Origin of the sequence: Acinetobacter sp. ANC 3781, assembly GCF_004331285.1 — a bacterium.
Taxonomy (GTDB): Bacteria; Pseudomonadota; Gammaproteobacteria; order Pseudomonadales; family Moraxellaceae; genus Acinetobacter.
In genome coordinates this window covers 154,764-175,155 of record NZ_SJOH01000006.1, presented here as the reverse complement: position 1 = coordinate 175,155, position 20,392 = coordinate 154,764, and the positions used below count along the sequence as shown (strand labels likewise).

General features: G+C 38.2%; 17 protein-coding genes and 1 rRNA gene. 12 read left to right on the top strand and 6 right to left on the bottom strand.

Annotated elements, in window-relative coordinates; translation table 11 throughout:
* A 5S ribosomal RNA gene (gene rrf / locus E0H89_RS06550) occupies positions 1 to 83 on the top strand; the annotation flags it as partial.
* Between the two features lie 39 nt (positions 84 to 122).
* On the opposite strand, the gene E0H89_RS16840 is transcribed toward rrf, so the two are convergent.
* Positions 123 to 257 carry a hypothetical protein gene (locus tag E0H89_RS16840; protein WP_284702740.1) on the bottom strand — a complete coding sequence of 45 codons (135 nt, stop codon included), beginning with the start codon at positions 255 to 257 and terminating at the stop codon, positions 123 to 125.
* A 319-nt stretch (positions 258 to 576) separates the two neighbouring features.
* Here E0H89_RS16840 and E0H89_RS06545 point away from each other — a divergent pair, with 319 nt between their 5' ends.
* Together E0H89_RS06545 and apbC are read left to right on the top strand one after the other, a co-directional pair.
* Positions 577 to 1,041, top strand: coding sequence for a hypothetical protein (locus E0H89_RS06545; RefSeq protein WP_131215661.1), 465 nt, complete (start codon positions 577 to 579; stop codon positions 1,039 to 1,041).
* A 649-nt stretch (positions 1,042 to 1,690) separates the two neighbouring features.
* Positions 1,691 to 2,971: an iron-sulfur cluster carrier protein ApbC gene (gene apbC / locus E0H89_RS06540; RefSeq protein ID WP_131215659.1), complete on the top strand. Its 1,281-nt coding sequence runs from the start codon at positions 1,691 to 1,693 to the stop codon at positions 2,969 to 2,971.
* Between the two features lie 187 nt (positions 2,972 to 3,158).
* Here the strand turns inward: apbC and E0H89_RS06535 are convergent, their stop codons facing one another.
* A complete protein-coding gene (locus E0H89_RS06535) occupies positions 3,159 to 3,707 on the bottom strand; it encodes a DUF2062 domain-containing protein (protein WP_205755856.1) in 549 nt (182 codons plus the stop codon).
* A gap of 274 nt (positions 3,708 to 3,981) precedes the next feature.
* Between E0H89_RS06535 and E0H89_RS06530 the strand changes: the two genes are divergently transcribed.
* The 6 genes from E0H89_RS06530 (at position 3,982) to E0H89_RS06505 (ending at position 11,945) form a co-directional block, all read left to right on the top strand.
* Positions 3,982 to 4,575, top strand: coding sequence for a LysE family translocator (locus tag E0H89_RS06530; protein WP_131215656.1), 594 nt, complete (start codon positions 3,982 to 3,984; stop codon positions 4,573 to 4,575).
* Between the two features lie 126 nt (positions 4,576 to 4,701).
* Positions 4,702 to 5,271 carry a dCTP deaminase gene (gene dcd, locus E0H89_RS06525; RefSeq protein WP_131215654.1) on the top strand — a complete coding sequence of 190 codons (570 nt, stop codon included), beginning with the start codon at positions 4,702 to 4,704 and terminating at the stop codon, positions 5,269 to 5,271.
* Positions 5,272 to 5,506: 235 nt separating this feature from the next.
* Positions 5,507 to 7,516 carry a hypothetical protein gene (locus E0H89_RS06520; RefSeq protein ID WP_131215652.1) on the top strand — a complete coding sequence of 670 codons (2,010 nt, stop codon included), beginning with the start codon at positions 5,507 to 5,509 and terminating at the stop codon, positions 7,514 to 7,516.
* Positions 7,517 to 7,526: 10 nt separating this feature from the next.
* A complete protein-coding gene (locus E0H89_RS06515) occupies positions 7,527 to 8,213 on the top strand; it encodes a hypothetical protein (RefSeq protein WP_131215650.1) in 687 nt (228 codons plus the stop codon).
* Between the two features lie 34 nt (positions 8,214 to 8,247).
* Positions 8,248 to 10,497, top strand: a complete 2,250-nt coding sequence (locus tag E0H89_RS06510; protein ID WP_131215648.1) for a DUF6160 family protein — start codon at positions 8,248 to 8,250, stop codon at positions 10,495 to 10,497.
* A gap of 20 nt (positions 10,498 to 10,517) precedes the next feature.
* Positions 10,518 to 11,945 (top strand): hypothetical protein, encoded by a 1,428-nt coding sequence (locus E0H89_RS06505; protein WP_131215646.1) that lies wholly within the window; start codon positions 10,518 to 10,520, stop codon positions 11,943 to 11,945.
* 53 nt (positions 11,946 to 11,998) lie between these two features.
* Here the strand turns inward: E0H89_RS06505 and E0H89_RS06500 are convergent, their stop codons facing one another.
* The 4 genes from E0H89_RS06500 to E0H89_RS06485 all read right to left on the bottom strand — a co-directional run bounded on the left by E0H89_RS06500 (position 11,999) and on the right by E0H89_RS06485 (position 18,761).
* Positions 11,999 to 13,714, bottom strand: a complete 1,716-nt coding sequence (locus E0H89_RS06500; RefSeq protein WP_131215644.1) for a proline--tRNA ligase — start codon at positions 13,712 to 13,714, stop codon at positions 11,999 to 12,001.
* Between the two features lie 96 nt (positions 13,715 to 13,810).
* Positions 13,811 to 16,915, bottom strand: a complete 3,105-nt coding sequence (locus E0H89_RS06495; RefSeq protein WP_131215642.1) for an efflux RND transporter permease subunit — start codon at positions 16,913 to 16,915, stop codon at positions 13,811 to 13,813.
* A 16-nt stretch (positions 16,916 to 16,931) separates the two neighbouring features.
* Positions 16,932 to 18,059, bottom strand: a complete 1,128-nt coding sequence (locus E0H89_RS06490) for an efflux RND transporter periplasmic adaptor subunit (RefSeq protein ID WP_131215641.1) — start codon at positions 18,057 to 18,059, stop codon at positions 16,932 to 16,934.
* A 60-nt stretch (positions 18,060 to 18,119) separates the two neighbouring features.
* Positions 18,120 to 18,761, bottom strand: a complete 642-nt coding sequence (locus E0H89_RS06485; protein ID WP_131215639.1) for a hypothetical protein — start codon at positions 18,759 to 18,761, stop codon at positions 18,120 to 18,122.
* 280 nt (positions 18,762 to 19,041) lie between these two features.
* On the opposite strand from E0H89_RS06485, the gene pilG reads away from it, so the two are divergent.
* Genes pilG through E0H89_RS06470 form a run of 3 tightly spaced genes read left to right on the top strand, consistent with a single transcriptional unit; the run spans position 19,042 to position 20,357 of the window.
* Positions 19,042 to 19,425, top strand: coding sequence for a twitching motility response regulator PilG (gene pilG, locus E0H89_RS06480; protein ID WP_131215638.1), 384 nt, complete (start codon positions 19,042 to 19,044; stop codon positions 19,423 to 19,425).
* Between the two features lie 21 nt (positions 19,426 to 19,446).
* Positions 19,447 to 19,815, top strand: a complete 369-nt coding sequence (locus tag E0H89_RS06475) for a response regulator (protein ID WP_131215636.1) — start codon at positions 19,447 to 19,449, stop codon at positions 19,813 to 19,815.
* Positions 19,816 to 19,820: 5 nt separating this feature from the next.
* Entirely contained in the window at positions 19,821 to 20,357 is a 537-nt protein-coding gene (locus E0H89_RS06470; RefSeq protein WP_131215634.1) for a chemotaxis protein CheW, read from the top strand.
* Positions 20,358 to 20,392: the final 35 nt, after the last annotated feature.

Below are 20,392 nucleotides of genomic sequence, written 5' to 3'. Positions count from 1 at the left end.
TCCCTTCCCGAACTCAGAAGTGAAACCTCTTTGCGCTGATGGTAGTGTGGGGTTACCCATGTGAGAGTAAGTCATCGCCAGCTCATTATTCCAAAAGCCCCGCTTAAATAGCGGGGCTTTTTTTATGCCTCAAAAATAATCACTGAAAGAGCCAGAAAAGAAAACCGCTGTCGCAAATAGTTAGGCTGGAAAAAATCCAGCAAGGGAAAAGCTTTGACGCCTGTTTTATTCCAGCTGATCTTCATTTCCACATTCATACTTTACCCTCCTGTTGAATAATTATATAGGAAACACAAGTTTCTTTAATTTAAGAGGACTGCGTAAATCAAATAATATACTGTTAAATGTATGCCAATTACTTAAAGGGTTATCGCTATCCAAATATAGAGTGAATTATTAATCTTGGTTATTAAATTATTTTTAGAACTTTTAGATAGTTTTAATTTAAGGTGTTATAGCCCCTTGCTACATCCTGTATATGCTTTGTTTCAAAATGCAGTTTTTGATTTTATTCATAAAAATGTCCTTGTATAACTAATAACTAAGCTAAATATTGAATAACATAGAGGAAAAATTATGACAAATGAAAATAAATTAGATGAGTTAAAGAATAAAATAACTAATTTAGGTGAAGATCTAAAATATAAGGTGAACGAAGCGCAATTGCAGGGCGACAAAACAGTTGATGATCTAAAACATAAAGTTGCTGAAATTAAGCTTGAAAGTGAAAAGGCGCTTCATAATTTAAACAAGGAGGCTGATGCTAAATATACGGAAGGTAAAGTTTCATTTGATGAAAAAGTAAATCATGCAAAAGCTGAAACACCAGTGACAGGAAATAATGTGCAGGATAAATTAGACCATTTAAAAGAGGAAGCTAGCCATAAACTTGAAGAAGCCAAATTAAAAGCGACTGAATTTAAGCAAGAAGCCTCAGTTAAGTTTGATGAACTGAAAGCGCAGGCAGGTACTAAATTTGATGAGTTAAAGAAAACAGCAACAGACACTCTCAACAAATTTAAAAAAGATGACCAAGGCTGATTCAGTTGAGTTTTAATCAAATATTCCAGTTAAATGATCTTTAATTTAGCTGGAATGATCAGCAGATAAATAACGATTTTCACCTTTTTTGAGTTAAGGTGTAATTATTGAGTTTGGAGATAACTTAAAACGATTATATATATCGTTAAAATTATCGCCTAAACTGATTAATTGTCCTTTGGACGTATATATAGAAGAAGTTTCATTTGCTGCATCGGTAAAGGCTATAGCAGTCAATACAATAAATTTAAATAATTGTTTTATATAAATATATTATCCCAGATAAAAAATTATTATGATAATAATGTGTAGATAATATAAAGAACAAAATATAGGCATGTCTGCAGAATAATTGTTAAGAAATAATCGTTATATATGTAGATAAACCAAAAAATTAAATTTATTAAACTGTTTCGAATCTATCTGATTTAGCTTGTGCTAGTCGATGATTTAATAAAAATATATTTATATATGAATCCATAAAAGCACTTAAGCTGTTTATCAAAATAAAGAGTTAAGCACTAAAACCTACTGATTAGATCGGATTTTTAGCAACATTCATAAAGCAATCTCGAACTTTGCTTAACCTTCACTTCATTTAAAGCTAAACTATGATATTCAGTTGTATGTCCGTACTTGGAGTAAACTTATGTCATGGCTTTCTTCGCTTAAATCTGTTTTTTCACCCTCGCAGGAGGTGAAGGAGGAAGACATTCAGAATGTGCTACAAGGCTATATATTGCCAAATTCAAGCAATATATTAAAAGACCGAATTACCCAAGTGAATGTTGAAGGGCGAGTATTACAAATAACGATTAATACTTATCCTGAAGAAGCAGATCATTTACAAAAAATCCATGATGATTTGGCGGATGCCTTAGAAAAATGCGGTATCCAAGAACTTAATATGCATGTGATCCAGCAAAAACATGCACGAGGTGAAAGTTGTTCCAATCATGATCATGGAAAAGAAGGTCATAGTTGTTCTAGCCGACCACAGGATAAAAATGAAACTCCTCAAGCTCAGAAACTTCCACCTGTAGTGGATGCTTCAGGCAAAACAGCTCCAGCTGAAATAAAAAATGAGCAAGATCCAAATAATCCACCGATTCAAAAACCAGCGCCCCAACAAAGAGATGTACCTAAGCATCCCCGTATTCAAAATGTCATCTTGGTTTCCTCAGGTAAAGGTGGTGTGGGTAAATCGACTACTACTGTAAATCTTGCCTTGGCATTGCAAAAACTAGGTCTAAAAGTGGGTGTCTTAGATGCTGACATCTATGGTCCAAGTATTCCGACTATGTTGGGTAATACAGGGCGGACTCCGATGATTGAAGCTGAAAATTTCGTTCCAATTGATGCTTATGGTATGCCGGTGCTATCGATTGGACATTTAACGGGAGATAACAATACGCCTGTGGCTTGGAGGGGGCCGAAAGCAACGGGTGCATTGATGCAGTTGTTTAACCAGACTTTATGGCCTGATTTGGATGTTTTAATGATTGATATGCCCCCCGGCACAGGTGATATTCAGTTGACACTCGCACAGCGTATTCCTGTGACAGGTGCTGTCATTGTCACTACTCCACAAAATGTCGCATTAATGGATGCGACCAAAGGGATTGAGCTGTTTAATAAAGTTCAGATTCCGGTTATGGGGGTAATAGAAAATATGTCGACCCATATTTGTACGAACTGTGGTTATGAAGAGCAAATTTTCGGTACCGGTGGGGGTGATAAATTATCTGAACAATACAATATTCCTTTACTGGGTCGTTTGCCTTTAAATGTTCAAATTCGCGAAAATGCAGATGCAGGTAAACCTTCGGTAATTGCAGGTGATGATTCTGCTGAAAGTTATATGGTTATTGCTCAAAAAATTGCAGATCAATTGCCAAAAGTAGAAAAGCAGCAAAATAGAATTTTCTAAATACTAAATACATTTAAGTATTCATGTAAAGCCCAACGTACGTTGGGCTTTTTTATGCTAGATTATTTTGGTTATATTCAATTTTGCTTGAACTAAGAAGCTCAACTTAAAATAGATTAAAATAAAACTATTTTATAATTATCTAATTTTAAAATATGTGCAGAAGATTTTAATCAGTTATTCATCTCTAGGGGGTAGATTGACGACGCTTATAATGTTGAATAATATTCCAGCGCCAAAACAGCCGCGTAATCATAAATAATATTACGGCAAAAATTAGAGCTTCCAATAATAAACCAGATAATAGAATTTTCGCTAAACTCAAATCGACATGTCCCTTTCCAAAGTGGGTAATCCAGTGACTGATCTGATGCAGAACACCGAGTATCATATCCTGATCAATCATATTTACTTGAAACACCTTTGCACCCAACCAGAAACCAATATATAAAATGGGGACAAGTGTGAAGGGATTCGTCAACCAAGCGAGACATAAGCTTACCGGTAAATTCACCTCAAAAAGTAATACTGTCAAAACAATCAAAATACTGTGAAAAGGTAAAGGCAACATGCCCCAAAACGTGCCAATAAAAATGGCTTTTGAAATAGACTTTCTGTTCACATACCAAAGCAAAGGATTTAAGGTGCGTTTACCAAAAATCTTCAACAGTTTCATCTCTGCGACTTTATGAGGAGAGGGAAGCCAGGATTGAAAAAATTGTTTTGCCATAAATATATGATACTAAAATAATAATGTATTTTGCTTGAGTCAGTTACCTCGAAGCAGTGCAAGTATGACTGAATGTAGATATTAATGCTTAAAAAAGTGTTCCTTGAAACTTTTTATAACAAATGACTGTCTAGTTGTTTTGAGGAATTTTACATATAAATTCATGATTTATATGTTTTTTTTGAGTTAAAATTGGAATTTTTATAAATATATAAAAAAACGTATTTGCTAAGTACAATAAACTAATTTACTCTTCGCGCTCTCTAAAGAGAGGTCGCATATGATTTCATGGCTGTTCATCGGTTTAGTTGTCACTATCTTATTGACACCAGGCCCAACAAATACATTGCTTGCATCTTCTGGTATACAGGTAGGTGTACGCCAATCATTACGACTTATCCCGGCAGAATCAATCGGTTATTTAATTTCAATTACTGTTTGGGGAGTCATTATTGGTACAGTTTCAAGTCAATTCCCTATTCTGCCCATATTTCTGAAATTATTAAGTGCGCTGTATATTATTTTTCTGGCTATTAAACTTTGGAAAACCGCAGATATTCAAGCCAGTTATAATCTGCCGACCATTCGTGCACGTGAACTGTTTTGTGCAACCTTATTGAACCCTAAGGCATTACTCTTTGCTTCTGCTGTTTTTCCAAGTTCAGCATGGTTAACAGTGCATAATTACTTAGTTCATCTTGGCATGTTTCTCATTTTAATTGTGCCAATTGCTTTGTTTTGGACTTTTATCGGTTCTATTCTAGCCTCGAATAAAGTACGTTGGCTAAATCAATCTAACTTACAAAAAACAGCTTCTTTGGTTTTAGTCAGTTTCTCTATTCCACTGGGTTATTCTGCTCTTTTAAGTCTTTAAGTTAAGAAGATGAAATATGCATTTGGTAAAAAATGATGTCATCGCCTGATCATTATTTCCATTGCAGCCAATTTCAGTTAAAGTACAGCGCAATAATTGATTTAACTATTTTTGGATATAGAAATAATGGCAATTAAGTCTGATCGTTGGATTCGTGAAATGAGCGAAAATCACGGCATGATTGAACCGTATGCAGAAAATCAAGTACGTTATGATGAAAAAGGTGAAAAACTCATTTCTTATGGCGTTTCAAGCTATGGTTATGATGTTCGTTGCGCGCGTGAATTTAAAGTATTTACTAATGTCCATTCAGCAATTGTCGATCCAAAAAACTTTGATGATAAAAGCTTTATCGATATTGAATCGGATGTATGCATTATACCGCCAAACTCATTTGCCTTGGCCCGTACAATAGAATACTTCCGTATTCCACGTAATGTTTTGACGATCTGTTTAGGTAAATCGACTTATGCACGTTGCGGTATTATTGTAAACGTGACTCCGCTTGAACCTGAGTGGGAAGGGCACGTTACCTTGGAATTTTCAAATACGACAAACTTGCCTGCCCGTATTTATGCAGGTGAAGGTGTGGCCCAAATGTTGTTCTTTGAATCAGATGAAGTATGTGAAATATCATATAAAGACCGTGGTGGTAAATACCAAGGTCAGACTGGTGTCACTTTGCCAAAAGCATAAATAACTGAATAAGCGGATCATTTTGATCCGCTTATTTTTTATAAAATTCATTCATCGGAAACTGGGTTCATTCACCCAGTTTTTTTTGCAATTGAGTAAATATTCAGCATAATAAAAAGTTATACAAACTTGGTAAGAACATTGTTGTAATGACAAATAAATAAAAGAGATATACCAAGCTTAGGATGAATTAAAAAATAATGATGCGGAGCATCTGATAAAAAGGAAGGTCGTGATGACTCAGAGTTGGAATAATGCAAGATTTAAAAAGTCTTGTTTGGCGGGTGTAATCGCAGTTTTACTTAGTCCGTCAGTTTATGCGCTTGAACCTTTGTCAGATAATAACCTTTCTGAAACTACCGGTGAGGGGGTCGCATTATTGCCTGAAAATTTTAAGATGGTTTTTCAGGGACCGAATGATATTTCTACTGCTTCAAGTTATAACAATGCCACTATTTCTGCGGCCGATAAACCTAAATACGATACTGGTTTTATTCGTATTATTCCAACAGGTGAAAATTACGAATTACTGTATCAACGTGCATACGATAAAATTTATAAACAGAATTACAATTCAAATTATGCGTATGCAAAAGCCAACTTATATCAAGGTAGTTATAATTCGATCTATGATACTGTTTATAATGGAATTTATCAAAATGGCAGTACCACAACAACAACCTATACAACGACTTATAGTCAGGTAAAAACAAAAAATGAAACCACGTATCGTAATCAGGAAATTTCACCTTATTTAAAACAAAAAACTTATACAGATTATTATAATAAACGTTACGACCAATATTATTGGAACGCTCCGGCATTAGTTCCTGATGATGGCACAACTAAATATGGCGGTGCCTGGTTAAATGAAGAGAAGGCAGCAGAAAATGCTCGGTTAAATACCATTGAAAAGATTGAAGCTGCATATGGCTCCACTATTACGACCGCAGTTAATAATCATTTAAAAGAAACCACCCTTGCTCAGATTAGAGCATCAGCAAACAGTACTGCTGCCCAGCAAGCAACCTCTGCTGCAAATACCACTGTCGACAATTATGCAAAAACCAATGCAGCAAATGTGGCAAATACAACAGCGACAGGTGCTATAACCAATGCCCGTACTAAAGCTGATGTTTTTATTTATGGTTTGGCTTTATCTAAAAGTAATGGCAACTTAACTGAGCGTTATAGCAATGTAGGTTTAAATTGGGGAAGTGCTGCTAATCCTTGGTTATTCCGTGCAGGTACAGCAAAAGATATTCAACAGTTTTCAGGTGCGAACAAGAGTGATATTGGTTATCTGGCTTTAGAAGCACCTCTAGCTAAAGATGGGATTGACGCCACAAGTGACCGAATCAAATTGGGATTTTGGACTGATATTTTCTCTCGGTCTCTTGATTCAATGCGGACAATTAATGCTATTACAGGAGCACCAGAGAGTGGTTTAGATAAAGACTATCGCTTAAGATCACAATTTGTGGCCAATGGCCTGAGTATTAATGGTTCACAGATAAGGCTCTTCCAAACTCAAAATGATGATGTCAATAAACTCTATGATGAAACATTAGGGATAGCTGCACTATTACGGATAAATACTAATGATAATCCGTCCACATTGAAATTTACTGATACCAACCTGAATGAAAAAGGAATTCGTATAAGTACTGCTGCTAAAACTGATGCAGATGATGGTACAGCAGTAACGCCAGCAATGGATGGGTCTTTGGCTCCACTGTTCAACGATAAAGACGGTCTTTATCTATATAGTGCAAATATAAACCTTGTGTTAGGGAATATGTATCAACCTTTTATTCTGGCATCGGAAGGCAATAATATTATTCTGGAAGTAACACGCATTCCTAAAATACCTGCCATATATTCACAAATTTATACCTTATATGCAGATACCGATCCAAATCCTCAATTTCAAGCAGGTACAGGGTTAACTACAGCGTCGTTTAAAGGTTCGACCTGCAATGTAAGCTACTGCGGTTCAAATTTCTCAGACATTACCACGGGAACCAATACTGTTAGATATCAGGGGACAAATGCGACGCACAGTAGTATTGCAATTGGTAGTGTGACCCGAGATGTATCCACCAATCTTCTAAAAGCGAATAGAGGGGCGGACGCGACAGGCATCGTATTTAAAAGTCCATCAGGTTCAGCTGTTAATTTAGGTTCGGCTGTAATAGATGGTGTTCTGATTCAGCATCTTAAGTTTAAAACTACGGGCTTATAGGAGTATAAAAATGTTAAATAAAATATCTATTTCCGTCGTTTTACTTATGGCTTGTGCAGCACATGCAGAATTGGTAGGTTTGGATAATGGTGCATTACTAGATGTTACAGGGCAAGGGGGGGCTGATTTAAGCTGGACTTTGTCATTAAACCATCGTTATGCAAATGATTTAAGTATTAAAAATATCTCTGATCAGCAAGGCGTATATTACACATATGACTGTGTCTCGGATGTGCAATGCCGTTTTGCATTTTCACCTAATAATCATGCGGATGCAGCCGGCAATCAAAGATGGTTGGTCTTTAAGAAAATTCAAGGCACCATTCAGGTAGATAAGTTTTCTTTAGCGGGAAGCACGATTATCAATAAGGATATGATGCCTCAAACAGCAATGAGACTCTCATTTTTTGATGATAAACCTTTAAAAATAAGAAATTTAGGTTTTAGTAGTTTGTCAGTTGAAACGGATGATGCGGCGACTAAAGGCTATTTAAAAGATGAAAAATATAATCAATATAATGCTTATACACTAAATGCCCAAGGTGTAAAAGTTTATAGCAGTGTAGATGTTCCTACTTTTGATAAAGGTGCTGAAAAAGGATTTATGGGCTTGAACGTACATGGAAATTTACATATGTCGGGAGATTTGAAAATTTTTAGTTATAACTGCGCAGGTACTGGAACCAGTCGTTGTTAATTAAATAAAAATTTTTAAGAATAAGGATGTTGCAATGAAAAAAATAATAAAACTAAATCTGCTCACGGCTTGTGTATTAATGGCACAACAATCTTTTGCACTTCAGCAGTTAACAGATCAGTCTTTAAGTGTTGTGACAGGTCAAGATGGTATTTCTATTACTCATGAAGTCTCAAAAATAAATATAGATCAGGCGAACTGGGTTGATTATACCGATACAGGTAATATGAAGCTAGGAATGCACAATGTTGAAGTCAAAGGAGTAAATAACAGTACGATTAAAAGTACGCTCGATTTTGACGTAGGCACAACGGATAGAGGTACTGGCGTGAAAATTCAAGCCAGCATTTCCCCATTTCAGGCCACAGTAGAAAAGCTTATGCTGCTATGCGATGCTGCAACTTGTACAACGGCTGAACAGAATTTGGGTTCTTTAAGCCTTTCAACGACTTCACCTTTAAAATTCTATCTAGAAACTACGCATGGTTTATTTAACCGCGATGACAAAGCGCATTTAGATTTTCAACTACAAAATGCAAGTATTGGTTATGGTTTAAATGGCAAAAATTTAACCTTAAAAGATTTTAACTTTAATTTTTCTGCCGATGGTTATATGTATGTAGACCCGAATGAGGGCATAGTGATGACCACTAAAAGCCGCGATGGAAATACAGATCATATTGTGAATTTAGCCCGAGTTGCCGATTCAAGTGATGTCGATTCCAGTCGAGTAAATGCAAAAAATCCTGGGGTAAATATTGACTTGCGCTATGGGGCAGATCCCGATAACCAGAAAAATGTAATTCGTATGGGAGCATCGGGTGCTGTTACAAATGCTAAAATATTTTTAAATGCCAATCAGGCTGGCCTTAAAGATTTTAATACGGTTAATCGGTCTGGAACAGATTTAACAGAAACCATAAAGTCTGCTTCAGGTTATGGGTTTGCAGGCGCAGGTGGTTTGCATTTTGGTGTTTCTGCTGAGTTTACACGTGAAGGAAATCCGCTATTAGGTCAAAATTTTGCTCCAACAACTTTGGAAATAGGCCATACGGGGCATGGTAGCTATGCTATTGAATTTTCAAATTTATCTCCCTTAATTATTCGTAATTCAACTAATGCTACGAATTTGAATACTCGGAATGCCTATATTGATTTTGGTGATATTTATATCAATACCGCACAAGTTAAAAGTTTGAATTTTATTATCAATGAAAATGTTAAAAAGATACTCGGTGCCGCAACTAATGAATTAACCTATTACATGGTGCCAGTTGATAAAGGACAAAATGTAGCACTGATTGCAATCCGGAGTATGGATTTTCAAGCGATAGCTCGTAAAGCACGCTTTATTTCAGATAACTCAATTGCTGAAATAACCAGTCCCTCAGGAGAGTGGGGTTTAGGTATACCGATCTTTAATTTAAATGCCAATCTGGCTCTATTTTCTAAAAACTATAGTTATAACGGTGTGACAAGTGCAGGTTTAGGTTATAACTTGGCGATGTCTACAGAAGGTTATGGTATTGATAAAAAAACTGGAGCACCGAGTACCACTTCTATTATTGTTGTGGATGGTGCAAAGGGAGTATATAACGAAGAAGTAAATTACTATGCAGGTCTTCGAAATATCGATTCATATTTAAAATCAGATGGTGTAATTGGTTTTGAAGATGAAGGAATTTATATTAGAGCAGACAATTTATTATTTGCAGCAAAAGCTGAAATTGCAATTGGGCAATTGCCAGGATCTTTATATAACTGTACAGCAGCAACTGGCGGTGCAAATTGTGATAACAAAGTTGTACCTATTGATAATTTTGCCAAAAAAGATGATGTATTATCTTCAATTGCTTTTAAGCTTGACGGTCAAGGTGAATTGCTGATTGTTCCGGGGTTGAATGGACCAAATGCAACACCAGATTCCAACTATTTGTCTTTAAAAGGGAATTTTAAGTTTAAAGATATTACAGGTCCCACGGATAGAGGCAGTTTCTTAAGCATCATTAACGAAGATGTCAAGACGACTGGAACAACTGAATCTAGTATCAATTTAAATAAGCTTCAAGGGCATATAGGTTTTGAATCAAGAATTCAGATGAAACAAGATACTGTTGTGTTAGACAATCAGGTCAAGTTCAATCATTTAGCTAATGCAAATTCTCAAGGTAAAGTTTTTACCGCAGAAATGGCAATGTCTCCAGCAGGCAATATGCAAAAAATCGCGGATCTTGCCATTACAGGAGGAGCAATGCGTAGCACTTTAGGTATTACTCCGCGATAAAAAAATTATAGGGACTGAAAATGAAAAAATTATTATTGCCAGCATTAATCTGTTGTATTTACTCAGGTGCACATGCAACAGGATTTAAAAGTTTATCCGATACCGAATTGGCTAAAGTAGATGGTCAGGCATTGTTAAATTTTTCCAAAGATGCTTATAGCTATACCACAGCAGGCAGCGAGACGGTTAACTTTTTTAAACTTGGTCTTGATGCTGAAATGGAATTGAATACCAATATTAAATCCTTACAGTTAGGTTGTGGAGGGGTGAATGGTGCAGATGGCTGTGATATTGATATTTCGAATTTAGCTTTAAGTGGATTACCTACAAGTTATGATAGTTTGGGAAATCCCGTGTTTGCCAATGACCGTGCCTCGACAAGTGCAAAAATAACCAACCCTTTTGTTGAGTTTGCAATAAAAAATAATGATAAGGCCTCTACTCGGGAAATAGTTGGATTCCGTCTGGGTGCGCAAGAAATTTTGGGTTTATTAACCACAGGTATTGCTAATACACAGTCCCCTACAGATGGTATTCAATCTTTTAGTGGTTATATGAAAATTGCAGATACCACAGGTTCTACCAATACTGCAGCAGCAAAATTTGGTAAGGCGGCGAATCAGCAAATTGCAGGTGTGCTGGATATTGCGCTATTCGGTGAACATGGTTTTACCAGTGATCCATTAAATTCAGCAACAACCGGTATTACTGTACCGCAGTTAAATAATGTGAAATTTAATGTCCCCGGCTTTACCGTTTCTGGAAACCGTCAAACTAAGGCAAGTGCAACCAATATTATGGTGGCTATTCCAGTGATTCCTTTGGCAAAAGGTACAGCTGCAGATAATGCAAATTATGAGGTCTATAATGGTTTGAATACTACACAATTTGATAATGACCAACTATTGGTGAATATCAATCCATGTGTGGGCTTAGGACCGCTTTGTTTAGTGAGTACCTCAAAATTCAAAATGGGAGAGGGTTCTAAACTAACCAACCTCAATATGAATGTCACCTTCAATCAATTGCTAAGTATGGTGCATAATGTGCCATTAACTGGTTCGGGTGGTTATTTAGCCTTGCAACAGCTTGCTTTACATTGGCCTGGTGCTGATGCAGCAGATGTTGCGCAAAGAGGTTGGTGGATGTCATTTGCTGATCCTGTACAATTAGGACAACTAAATGTGGCAGGGGCTGTAGATATTTCGGCGGTGCTTCCTCAAGTTGCTCAAAATATTACAAATAGCCTGGGGCAGCCAGATATGAAAATTCCAATTGATTTGGGTGATTCTATTAAGGCACTAGTAAATACTCCTATTGTTAAAACACTAGAAATTAATGTGGGGCCTTGGACTCAGGCTAATCCATCTACATTAACCCTTAACAACCAGATTTTGAAAAACCAAGAAGTTACATCAAATTGCTATGGTGGTTTAAAATTTTGTTAATTAGATTATAAAAAAATCCCGCCTGAGCGGGATTTTTTTATTTCGAAGACAGATTATTTAGCAATTTTTGTCAATAATTCTTCTTTAGAAATATTCACAGATTCAGCATCACGGCGTCCTTTATATTCAAAAGTGCCTGCGTCCAAACCTTTTTCCCCAATCACGATACGATGAGGAATGCCCGTGATTTCAAGGTCAGAGAATTTAACCCCTGGGCGTTCATCACGGTCATCCAAAATCACATCAAAACCTGCTGCTTGAAGCTCTGCATATAGTGCTTCAGCGGCCTCAAGGGTGCGTGGTGATTTGTGTGCATTCATTGGCACAATTGCAACTTCAAATGGTGCAATGGCTAAAGGCCAAATAATACCTTTGTCATCGAAGTTTTGTTCAATGGCAGATGCAACTACACGTGTTACTCCAATACCATAGCAACCCATCGTTACCACTGTCGGCTTACCGTCTTTACCAAGGACTTTACAGCCCAAAGCTTCCGAGTATTTTTTACCTAACTGGAAGATATGGCCGACTTCAATACCACGTTTAATTTGGAGTGTGCCTTTACCATCTGGGGAAACATCACCTTCAACTACGTTACGTAAATCATAGATTTCAGTATACTGCGCATCACGTTCCCAGTTTACGCCAGTTGCATGTTTGTCTGCTTCATTTGCACCAGCAACGAAATCAGACAATACAGATGCTGCACGATCTATAATCACGGTTAAGCCTTTTTCAACTAAACCTTGTGGACCAATGAAACCAGTAGTTAAGCCGAGTGCAGCAATTTGTTCTTCTGTTGCAAAAGTTAAAGGCGCAGCAATAGTGGCATGCTTTTCAGCTTTGATTTCATTGAGTTCATGATCGCCACGAAGGAATAATGCAACAACAGGAACATTACCTTTTTCATCTGCCACACCTTGAACCAATAAGGCTTTAACAGAATCTTTTGCTTCTGTATTCAAGAATGCTGAAACATCAGCAATGGTTTTTTGGTTTGGTGTTTCGACCAATTTTAACTCTTGTGTAGGCGTAGCACGTTCACCGACAAGCACTGCTTCAGCCATTTCAACGTTGGCTGCATAGTCGGAGTCAGTTGAGAAGGCGATATCGTCTTCACCGCTTGATGCCAACACATGGAATTCGTGTGAACCTGAACCACCGATTGAACCGGTATCTGCTTGAACTGGACGGAAATTTAAACCTAGACGGGTAAAGATACGGCAATACGCATCGTACATCGTATCGTAAGTCTCTTGTAGAGAATCTTGATCGATATGGAAAGAGTAGGCATCTTTCATGATGAATTCACGTGAACGCATTACCCCAAAACGTGGACGAATTTCATCCCGGAATTTGGTTTGTACTTGGTAGAAGTTTGCTGGAAGTTGCTTGTAACTTTTCAGTTCGTTACGCGCAAGATCGGTAATCACTTCTTCATGTGTAGGTCCAAGCACAAAATCATTATTATGACGGTCTTTGAAACGTAGCAGTTCAGGACCATATTGAACAAAGCGACCTGATTCTTCCCATAGACTTGAAGGTTGAGTCACAGGCATCAATACTTCAAGTGAGCCAGCACGATTCATTTCTTCATGAATAATCGCTTCCACTTTATTTAGCACACGTATGCCCATCGGCAACCAAGTGTATAAACCCGAAGCCAATTTACGAATCATACCCGCACGTAACATTAGCTGATGTGAAATAACTTCAGCATCGTTCGGGGTTTCTCTTAACGTAGCAAATAAAAAGCGACTCGCGCGCATGGAAGCTGTCCTAAAAATTAAGCCTTGAAAGCCAAGATTATACAATAAAAAATGAGGTGAACATTTCTGAATGTCACCTCATTGTGATGTCATAAATTATGACATGATTTTTCGTATTTGGCGCGTCATAAAATTCTTTAAGTCATCCAGGTAAGTAAAGATCACTGGTACGACTACTAAGGTCAACAGGGTAGAAGTGATCACACCACCAATCACGGCATGTGCCATAGGTGCACTTTGTTCACCCCCTTCGCCTAAGCCTAATGCAAGGGGAATCATGCCCATTACCATAGCACTTGTGGTCATTAAAATGGGACGTAAACGGGTTTTACCGGCGGCAATAATGGCATCAAAACGGTCTTCACCCCGGTCCATGGCTTTCTTGATGAAATCAATCAACAGAATGGCATTTTTAGTCACCAATCCCATCAGCATGATAATCCCAATGATTGAGAATAGATTCATGGTTGAGTTAAACAGGAACAAGGCCAAGAATACGCCAATGAGGGACAGGGGCAGGGAGGCCATAATGGCAGCGGGGTGAATAAAGCTATTGAATTGTGATCCCAGTACAATATAGATAAATACAATCGAGAGGGTAATCGCAGTCATGGCGTAACCTGCAGACTCAGCCATATCTTTATTCGCTCCTTGGGTGACGAAACTATAACCTGGTGGTAAATCAAAATTATCCTGAATCTTTTTAATATCTTTCCCAATATCACCTGTAGGACGACCGGCAGTGTTGGCTTCTACCAATACTTCACGTGCCAAGTCACGACGGTTAATCTGTGATGCACCCAGACTTTCTTCAAATGAGGCGACAGTTGTCAGTGGCACTAAAATAGGCTGACCGGATGCATCGGTTTTTTTTGAGTTTAAGTAAAGGTTCTCAATATCACTTGGCAAGCTGCGTTTATTTTCGGTCAAGCGAAGATTGACATCATAGATTTCACCTTTTTCATCCTGCCAGGTGGTGACATTATCACCTGCAATCAGTGGACGGATGACATTGGCAATCTGATTGACGGATAGACCCAAATCACTGGCAAGCATGCGGTTAATATGAACAGCCAAGGTCGGCTTGGGTTCTTTAAGTGAGCTTTCCAGATCGACAATACCTTTTACTTTATAAATTTCAGCCAGAAAGCGATCCGAGATTTTCTGCAATTCATCCAGTTCGGGACCTTTAATTGAAATAAGAACCGGCTTTTGACCCCCTGAAACTGTTTCGTCGGCGGAAGCAACAGAAGTAATGGTAATACCGGCTACGCTTTTTAAGCGTTGGCGAAATTCATTGTTAAGCTGTGTCAGGTTCTTGTTGCGCTCTAAACGAGGGGTGACGCTGACCCGGATACTGACATGATTTTTACCACGGTCAGTCACGCCGTTAATAATGCTATAGGTACCGCGCACGTCAGGGTGCTGGCGAATAATATGCTCAACTTGCAATAACTTGGCTTGTGAATATTCGAGTGATGCATCCACGGGTGTTTCAAACTTAATCCGAATTTCACTTTTATCAGGTACGGGCACAAATTCTGTACCCACCAGCTTAGAGAGTGCTAAGGCCCCAAACAGTGAAGCGACTGCAATCATGAGCGTAACAATGCGGAAACGCAGTGCCAGTTTTAACAGTTTTTCGTAGTAGTGGCTTAAATTATCCAGCGTATTGGAAATCCAGTTAAAAAAGCGTTTGATTTTTCCTGGTTGCTTATTCGGATCATGTTTTTCAGCCCAATGTGCCGAAAGCATGGGATCGAGGGTAAAACTGACAAACATGGAGATCAGCACTGCGGCACTGACCGTCACCCCAAATTGATAAAAGAATTTACCAATAATCCCGCCCATGAAAGCAACCGGCAAGAATACCGCTACAATCGTCAGCGTTGTGGCTAAAACCGCAAGCCCAATTTCTTTGGTGCCATCCAGTGCTGCTGTAACGTGGTCTTTGCCCATATCGGCATGGCGGACAATATTTTCCCGAACCACAATCGCGTCATCAATTAACAGGCCAATACTGAGGGAAAGGGCTAACAGCGTCATCATATTAATGGTAAAGCCAAATGCCCAGATAAAAGTAAGTGTTCCGAGTAAAGCAATTGGAAGGGTTAAGCCGGTAATGGCAGTAGAGCGGAATGAACCTAAAAACAGCAACACAATCAGAACGGCTAAAACAGCCCCTTCAATAATCGTACGCGCAACATCCTTAATACTACCGCGAATACTTTTAGAGCTATCCACCACGACTTTGGCAACGGTGCCTTGAGGTAATTGTTTTTCAATCTTCTTCATGGCTTTATAGGTGGCATCCACCACTTCAATCACATTGGAATCAGAGCTGCGCAAAATATCAATCGCTACCGCTGTTTTACCATTCAAATAGGCACTGGATTCTAAGTCGGCTTGGCTATCTTCAATTTTTGCTACTTGTTTTAGAAAAATAGGCGCGCCATTTTTATTGGCAATAATTAAATCACCAAACGATTGTGGATGAATCACCTTGGATTTGATTTCAACCACCAGTTCCGAGGTGGGTTGTTTTAAAGTTCCGCCTGGAACTTCAATATTTTCACTTTTTAAGGTGTTGATGACCTGATCAATACCAATGCCGAAGCTTTGTAATTTTTGTGGTTCGATTTCAATACGAATTTGCCGTTGTGCATCACCGAGTAAATTGACCGCGCCCACGCCGGGAACGGTTTGTAATTGTGGAACAATCCTCTGATCTAAATAGGAACTCAAATCGCGTAACGGCATGGTTTCTGATTCAAAAACAATGGACATGACCGCATTGGCTGTGGGGTCATAACGCTCGACTACCGGATCCTGAATTTCATCACGAAACCCGGCAGTGACCGAGGAGATTTTATCGCGAATATCCTGTGCGGCGACAGCAGAAGAAACGTCTAGATTAAACTCGACAATAATGGTCGAAAGCCCTTCACTCGATTGTGAAATCACCTGTTTTAAACCTGAAATGGTATTGATCTTTTCTTCCATTTTTTTGGTGACTTCAGATTCAATTATTTCAGGCGATGCACCGGGATAGCTGGTATAAACCACCACAAACGGGAAGTCTACATCGGGGAATTCTTCAACGCTCATCCGTTGCCAAGACGCTAACCCCAACACCAGTAAACACAACATCATCATGATGGTGAAAACAGGATACTTAACACTAATTCGGGTGAACCACATAAGAACAATCCTGTGCTTATTTTTGAGTGATTATGACTTCCTGATGAAGGTCTTGGTCATTAAATTTAATACGGCTGATTTGGTCACCAGTTTGCAGTCCTTGCACCACGGCTAAATTGTCGCGATAGCGCTGTTCTAAAATTACCAGATTTACTTTTTCGATTTTTTTCTGGCGAATGACCCAGACAAAAGGATTTTCTTTTAAATTCTGGATAATATCCAGCGGAATCAACTGACCGCTAACTTGGGTAGAAGAAAGAATGCTGCCTTCGACAAACGAACCACTACTAAGTGAGTTAATGGTTTCATTCGGCTTTGCAAAGAATTCAATTTGACGACTTGCAGGATCGGCAATTGGAGAAACTCGGGTCAAGACTGCCGTAAGCTGAGCAGGATTACCTTGAATGGTATATTCAATTTTTTGACCGACTTTTAAAGCTGCCTGCATATCACTGGGTAATTTGGCCTGTATTTCTAAATGATCAGGATCGACTATTTCAAATAGGGTTTGACCGGCAGCCACTGTTTGCCCGGATTCAACCTCACGTTTGGTAATGACTCCTGAGATAGGGCTCAAGACAGTTCCATCACGCTCGGCTTTTTGAGCAATATTGACGTTGGCCTGTTGTGCATGCACATTTTCAAGTTGTGCCTGATAATCAACTGCTGCCTGCTCATATTCAACTTTGGAAATAAATCCTTGATCCAGCAATCGTTTTTTTCGTTGCATCATGTTTTTAGCCAAAGTGGCTTGGGCCTGAGTCGAGCTAAGGTTGGCTTGGGCTTGTGCAAGTCGTGCAGCATTATCTGGATTATTTAAACGAACTAAAACCTGACCTTTTGAAACAGCTTGGCCCACTTGGGCATTGACAGCTGTTGCGGTCGCAGTCACTTGCGCTTGTATGCTGCTTTGATTTACTGCACGAAGTGTGCCGGTAAAGGCAGTTTTAACGATAGAAACCCCATCTTTAACTGTAACTAAATCTTGTTGAATCAATTCTATTTTTTGCTTGGTTTCAGCAGGTGCTTCTGTTTCATTTTTTTGACACGCACCCAATAGTAAGCTCACGCAGAGAGCACTACAAATTAAATATGACTTATGATCGCTTAATTTAGTTTTTTTTATACGCTGTCCAAATGGCATGCGGGTAAATCCTTTTATTTAACGTGACATAACCTCAGCCCTGTTATTAATAAATACAATTTATTCAAGAGCTTTTAAACGAGTGATGATTCTGTCGTATTGTGCCTGGGTATTTCGATAGTGTATTTGTAATGAATTAATACTTTCTTTTTTGGATTCAATATTTTTTTGATTGTTATCAAGATTGTTTTTTAAGGAAGTTGGAACGTTTTCAGCTTTACGTAAATATTCAATTTGTTGACGTTTAAAGGAGATCCGGTCATTTTGTAGCTGTTTTAGCTGATCCTGTTGAAAGGCAATCTGTTTTTTAATATGCACCAATGCATCATTGCGTTTAGTTGCAGCAACATCAGAATTGGTATATGCAGTCTTGAGTTTTAGATCAGCTGCATTTTGTCTGGCTTGTGCGGCACGTAGCGGTGCTTTTTTTATATCTGCTTCGGTATCGTAGGCACGATTACGTTGAATCACCTGCATGTTTCGGTCTAAGGCTTCATAACCATGACGAATGTGATTTGGTGTAACACTGGTACTAATATTGGCGATACCTTTACTGTCATAGTAACGGTACCATGTGGCTTTAGGAGGCGGCTCTGCAAAGATATATATTGCTTGAAATGTTAACAAAAATACAAGAATGAATTTCCTAGTCATTTTTTTTTGTGCAATGAAAGCAAGTTTGTGTTTAAACTGACTTTGCATTGTAACCCCCGATTTAAAGTAGACTAAATTACTTATTTTTAAAGTAATAAAACTTGTATATTAGACTCAAAATCATCAATAAAAAACCTCTCTTAGTCAAAAAAAAATCATTGACCGACAGAAAATGTGAAACCGTTACTGAAAAAACAAGAAAATGCGTCGGTGTGCGGAAAATGTTCATTGGAAATGAAAGTAAAGATATGTTAAAAATGTTAGTAACTTGTAATAAAACTTTCTACTCGAATTGTTTGTACACTCTAAAAATGGGAAGGGTCATTAAATGGACGATAAATTCCAAAATCTAAAAGTCATGGTGATTGATGATTCAAAAACCATTCGTCGTACAGCAGAGACATTACTACAGCGTGAAGGTTGTGAAGTAATAACAGCAGTAGATGGTTTTGAAGCATTGGCAAAAATTGCTGAAGCCAATCCAGATATCGTGTTTGTCGATATTATGATGCCACGTTTGGACGGTTATCAAACTTGTGCATTAATTAAAAATTCTCAAAATTATCAAAATATTCCGGTCATTATGCTGTCAAGTAAAGATGGCTTATTTGATCAGGCTAAAGGGCGTGTTGTCGGTTCGGATGAATATTTAACTAAACCCTTTAGTAAAGATGAATTGCTAAACGCAATCCGTAATCACGTAACAGCATAATTTTATTTTTTGGGGGAAAGCATGTCACGTATCCTTATTGTTGATGATTCACCAACAGAAACATTCCGTTTTAAAGAGATTTTAACGAAACATGGCTTTGAGGTAATTGAAGCTGCGAATGGGGCTGATGGTGTCACAATGGCACAAGCAGAATTGCCGGATCTTGTGTTAATGGATGTGGTAATGCCTGGGGTAAATGGTTTCCAAGCAACACGTCAAATTGCACGTGGTACAACCACCAAACACATTCCAATTGTGATTGTCAGTACCAAAGATCAAGCAACTGACCGAGTTTGGGGGAAACGTCAAGGGGCAAGTGATTATTTAACCAAACCTGTAGACGAAAAACAATTAATTGATGTGATTAAACACCACATCAATGCAGGATAAGCTCTATGGCAGCTAATGGATTTATCGAATTACTTCGGCTGGCTAAACGTGGCAATAAAAACTACGTTAGCACTGAAAATGAAGTAAACCGATGGTCAGGCATTGCTTTTGAGATGATGGGGCAATATTTTGTTGCTCCTTTAGGTGAAGTGTCGGAAGTGATTTATCCACCTAAATATACGCCCGTTCCGAATACTCAATCATGGGTGATGGGGCTGGCCAATATTCGGGGACGCTTACTTTCAGTGGCTGATTTGGCTCAATATATTTCCGGGTACCGAACTCAGTTTTCACCCACTCAAAAAGTACTGTGTATTAGTCATAATGACCATTATGTCGGTTTGGTTGTAGATCAAGTTTTGGGGATTCAACACTTTAATAAGAAGAGTTTCTTTTCTAAACATAGTGAATTAGACAGCAATTTACAAGAGTATTGTCAGGGATATTTTTATCAACATAATCAACACTGGCATGTTTTTTTATTTAGTCGTTTATTGCAAAACCCAAAATACATGAATGCATCTATAAAATTTATAAATTAATATTCGCGCGCTGAAGAATGATGGCGAAAGTCGGG

Coding starts and splice junctions, on each gene's coding strand:
- E0H89_RS16840 (WP_284702740.1), bottom strand. CDS start 257: ATGAATGTGGAAATGAAGATCAGCTGGAATAAAACAGGCGTCAAAGCT.
- E0H89_RS06545 (WP_131215661.1), top strand. CDS start 577: ATGACAAATGAAAATAAATTAGATGAGTTAAAGAATAAAATAACTAAT.
- apbC (WP_131215659.1), top strand. CDS start 1,691: ATGTCATGGCTTTCTTCGCTTAAATCTGTTTTTTCACCCTCGCAGGAG.
- E0H89_RS06530 (WP_131215656.1), top strand. CDS start 3,982: ATGATTTCATGGCTGTTCATCGGTTTAGTTGTCACTATCTTATTGACA.
- dcd (WP_131215654.1), top strand. CDS start 4,702: ATGGCAATTAAGTCTGATCGTTGGATTCGTGAAATGAGCGAAAATCAC.
- E0H89_RS06520 (WP_131215652.1), top strand. CDS start 5,507: ATGACTCAGAGTTGGAATAATGCAAGATTTAAAAAGTCTTGTTTGGCG.
- E0H89_RS06515 (WP_131215650.1), top strand. CDS start 7,527: ATGTTAAATAAAATATCTATTTCCGTCGTTTTACTTATGGCTTGTGCA.
- E0H89_RS06510 (WP_131215648.1), top strand. CDS start 8,248: ATGAAAAAAATAATAAAACTAAATCTGCTCACGGCTTGTGTATTAATG.
- E0H89_RS06505 (WP_131215646.1), top strand. CDS start 10,518: ATGAAAAAATTATTATTGCCAGCATTAATCTGTTGTATTTACTCAGGT.
- E0H89_RS06500 (WP_131215644.1), bottom strand. CDS start 13,714: ATGCGCGCGAGTCGCTTTTTATTTGCTACGTTAAGAGAAACCCCGAAC.
- E0H89_RS06495 (WP_131215642.1), bottom strand. CDS start 16,915: ATGTGGTTCACCCGAATTAGTGTTAAGTATCCTGTTTTCACCATCATG.
- E0H89_RS06490 (WP_131215641.1), bottom strand. CDS start 18,059: ATGCCATTTGGACAGCGTATAAAAAAAACTAAATTAAGCGATCATAAG.
- E0H89_RS06485 (WP_131215639.1), bottom strand. CDS start 18,761: ATGCAAAGTCAGTTTAAACACAAACTTGCTTTCATTGCACAAAAAAAA.
- pilG (WP_131215638.1), top strand. CDS start 19,042: ATGGACGATAAATTCCAAAATCTAAAAGTCATGGTGATTGATGATTCA.
- E0H89_RS06475 (WP_131215636.1), top strand. CDS start 19,447: ATGTCACGTATCCTTATTGTTGATGATTCACCAACAGAAACATTCCGT.
- E0H89_RS06470 (WP_131215634.1), top strand. CDS start 19,821: ATGGCAGCTAATGGATTTATCGAATTACTTCGGCTGGCTAAACGTGGC.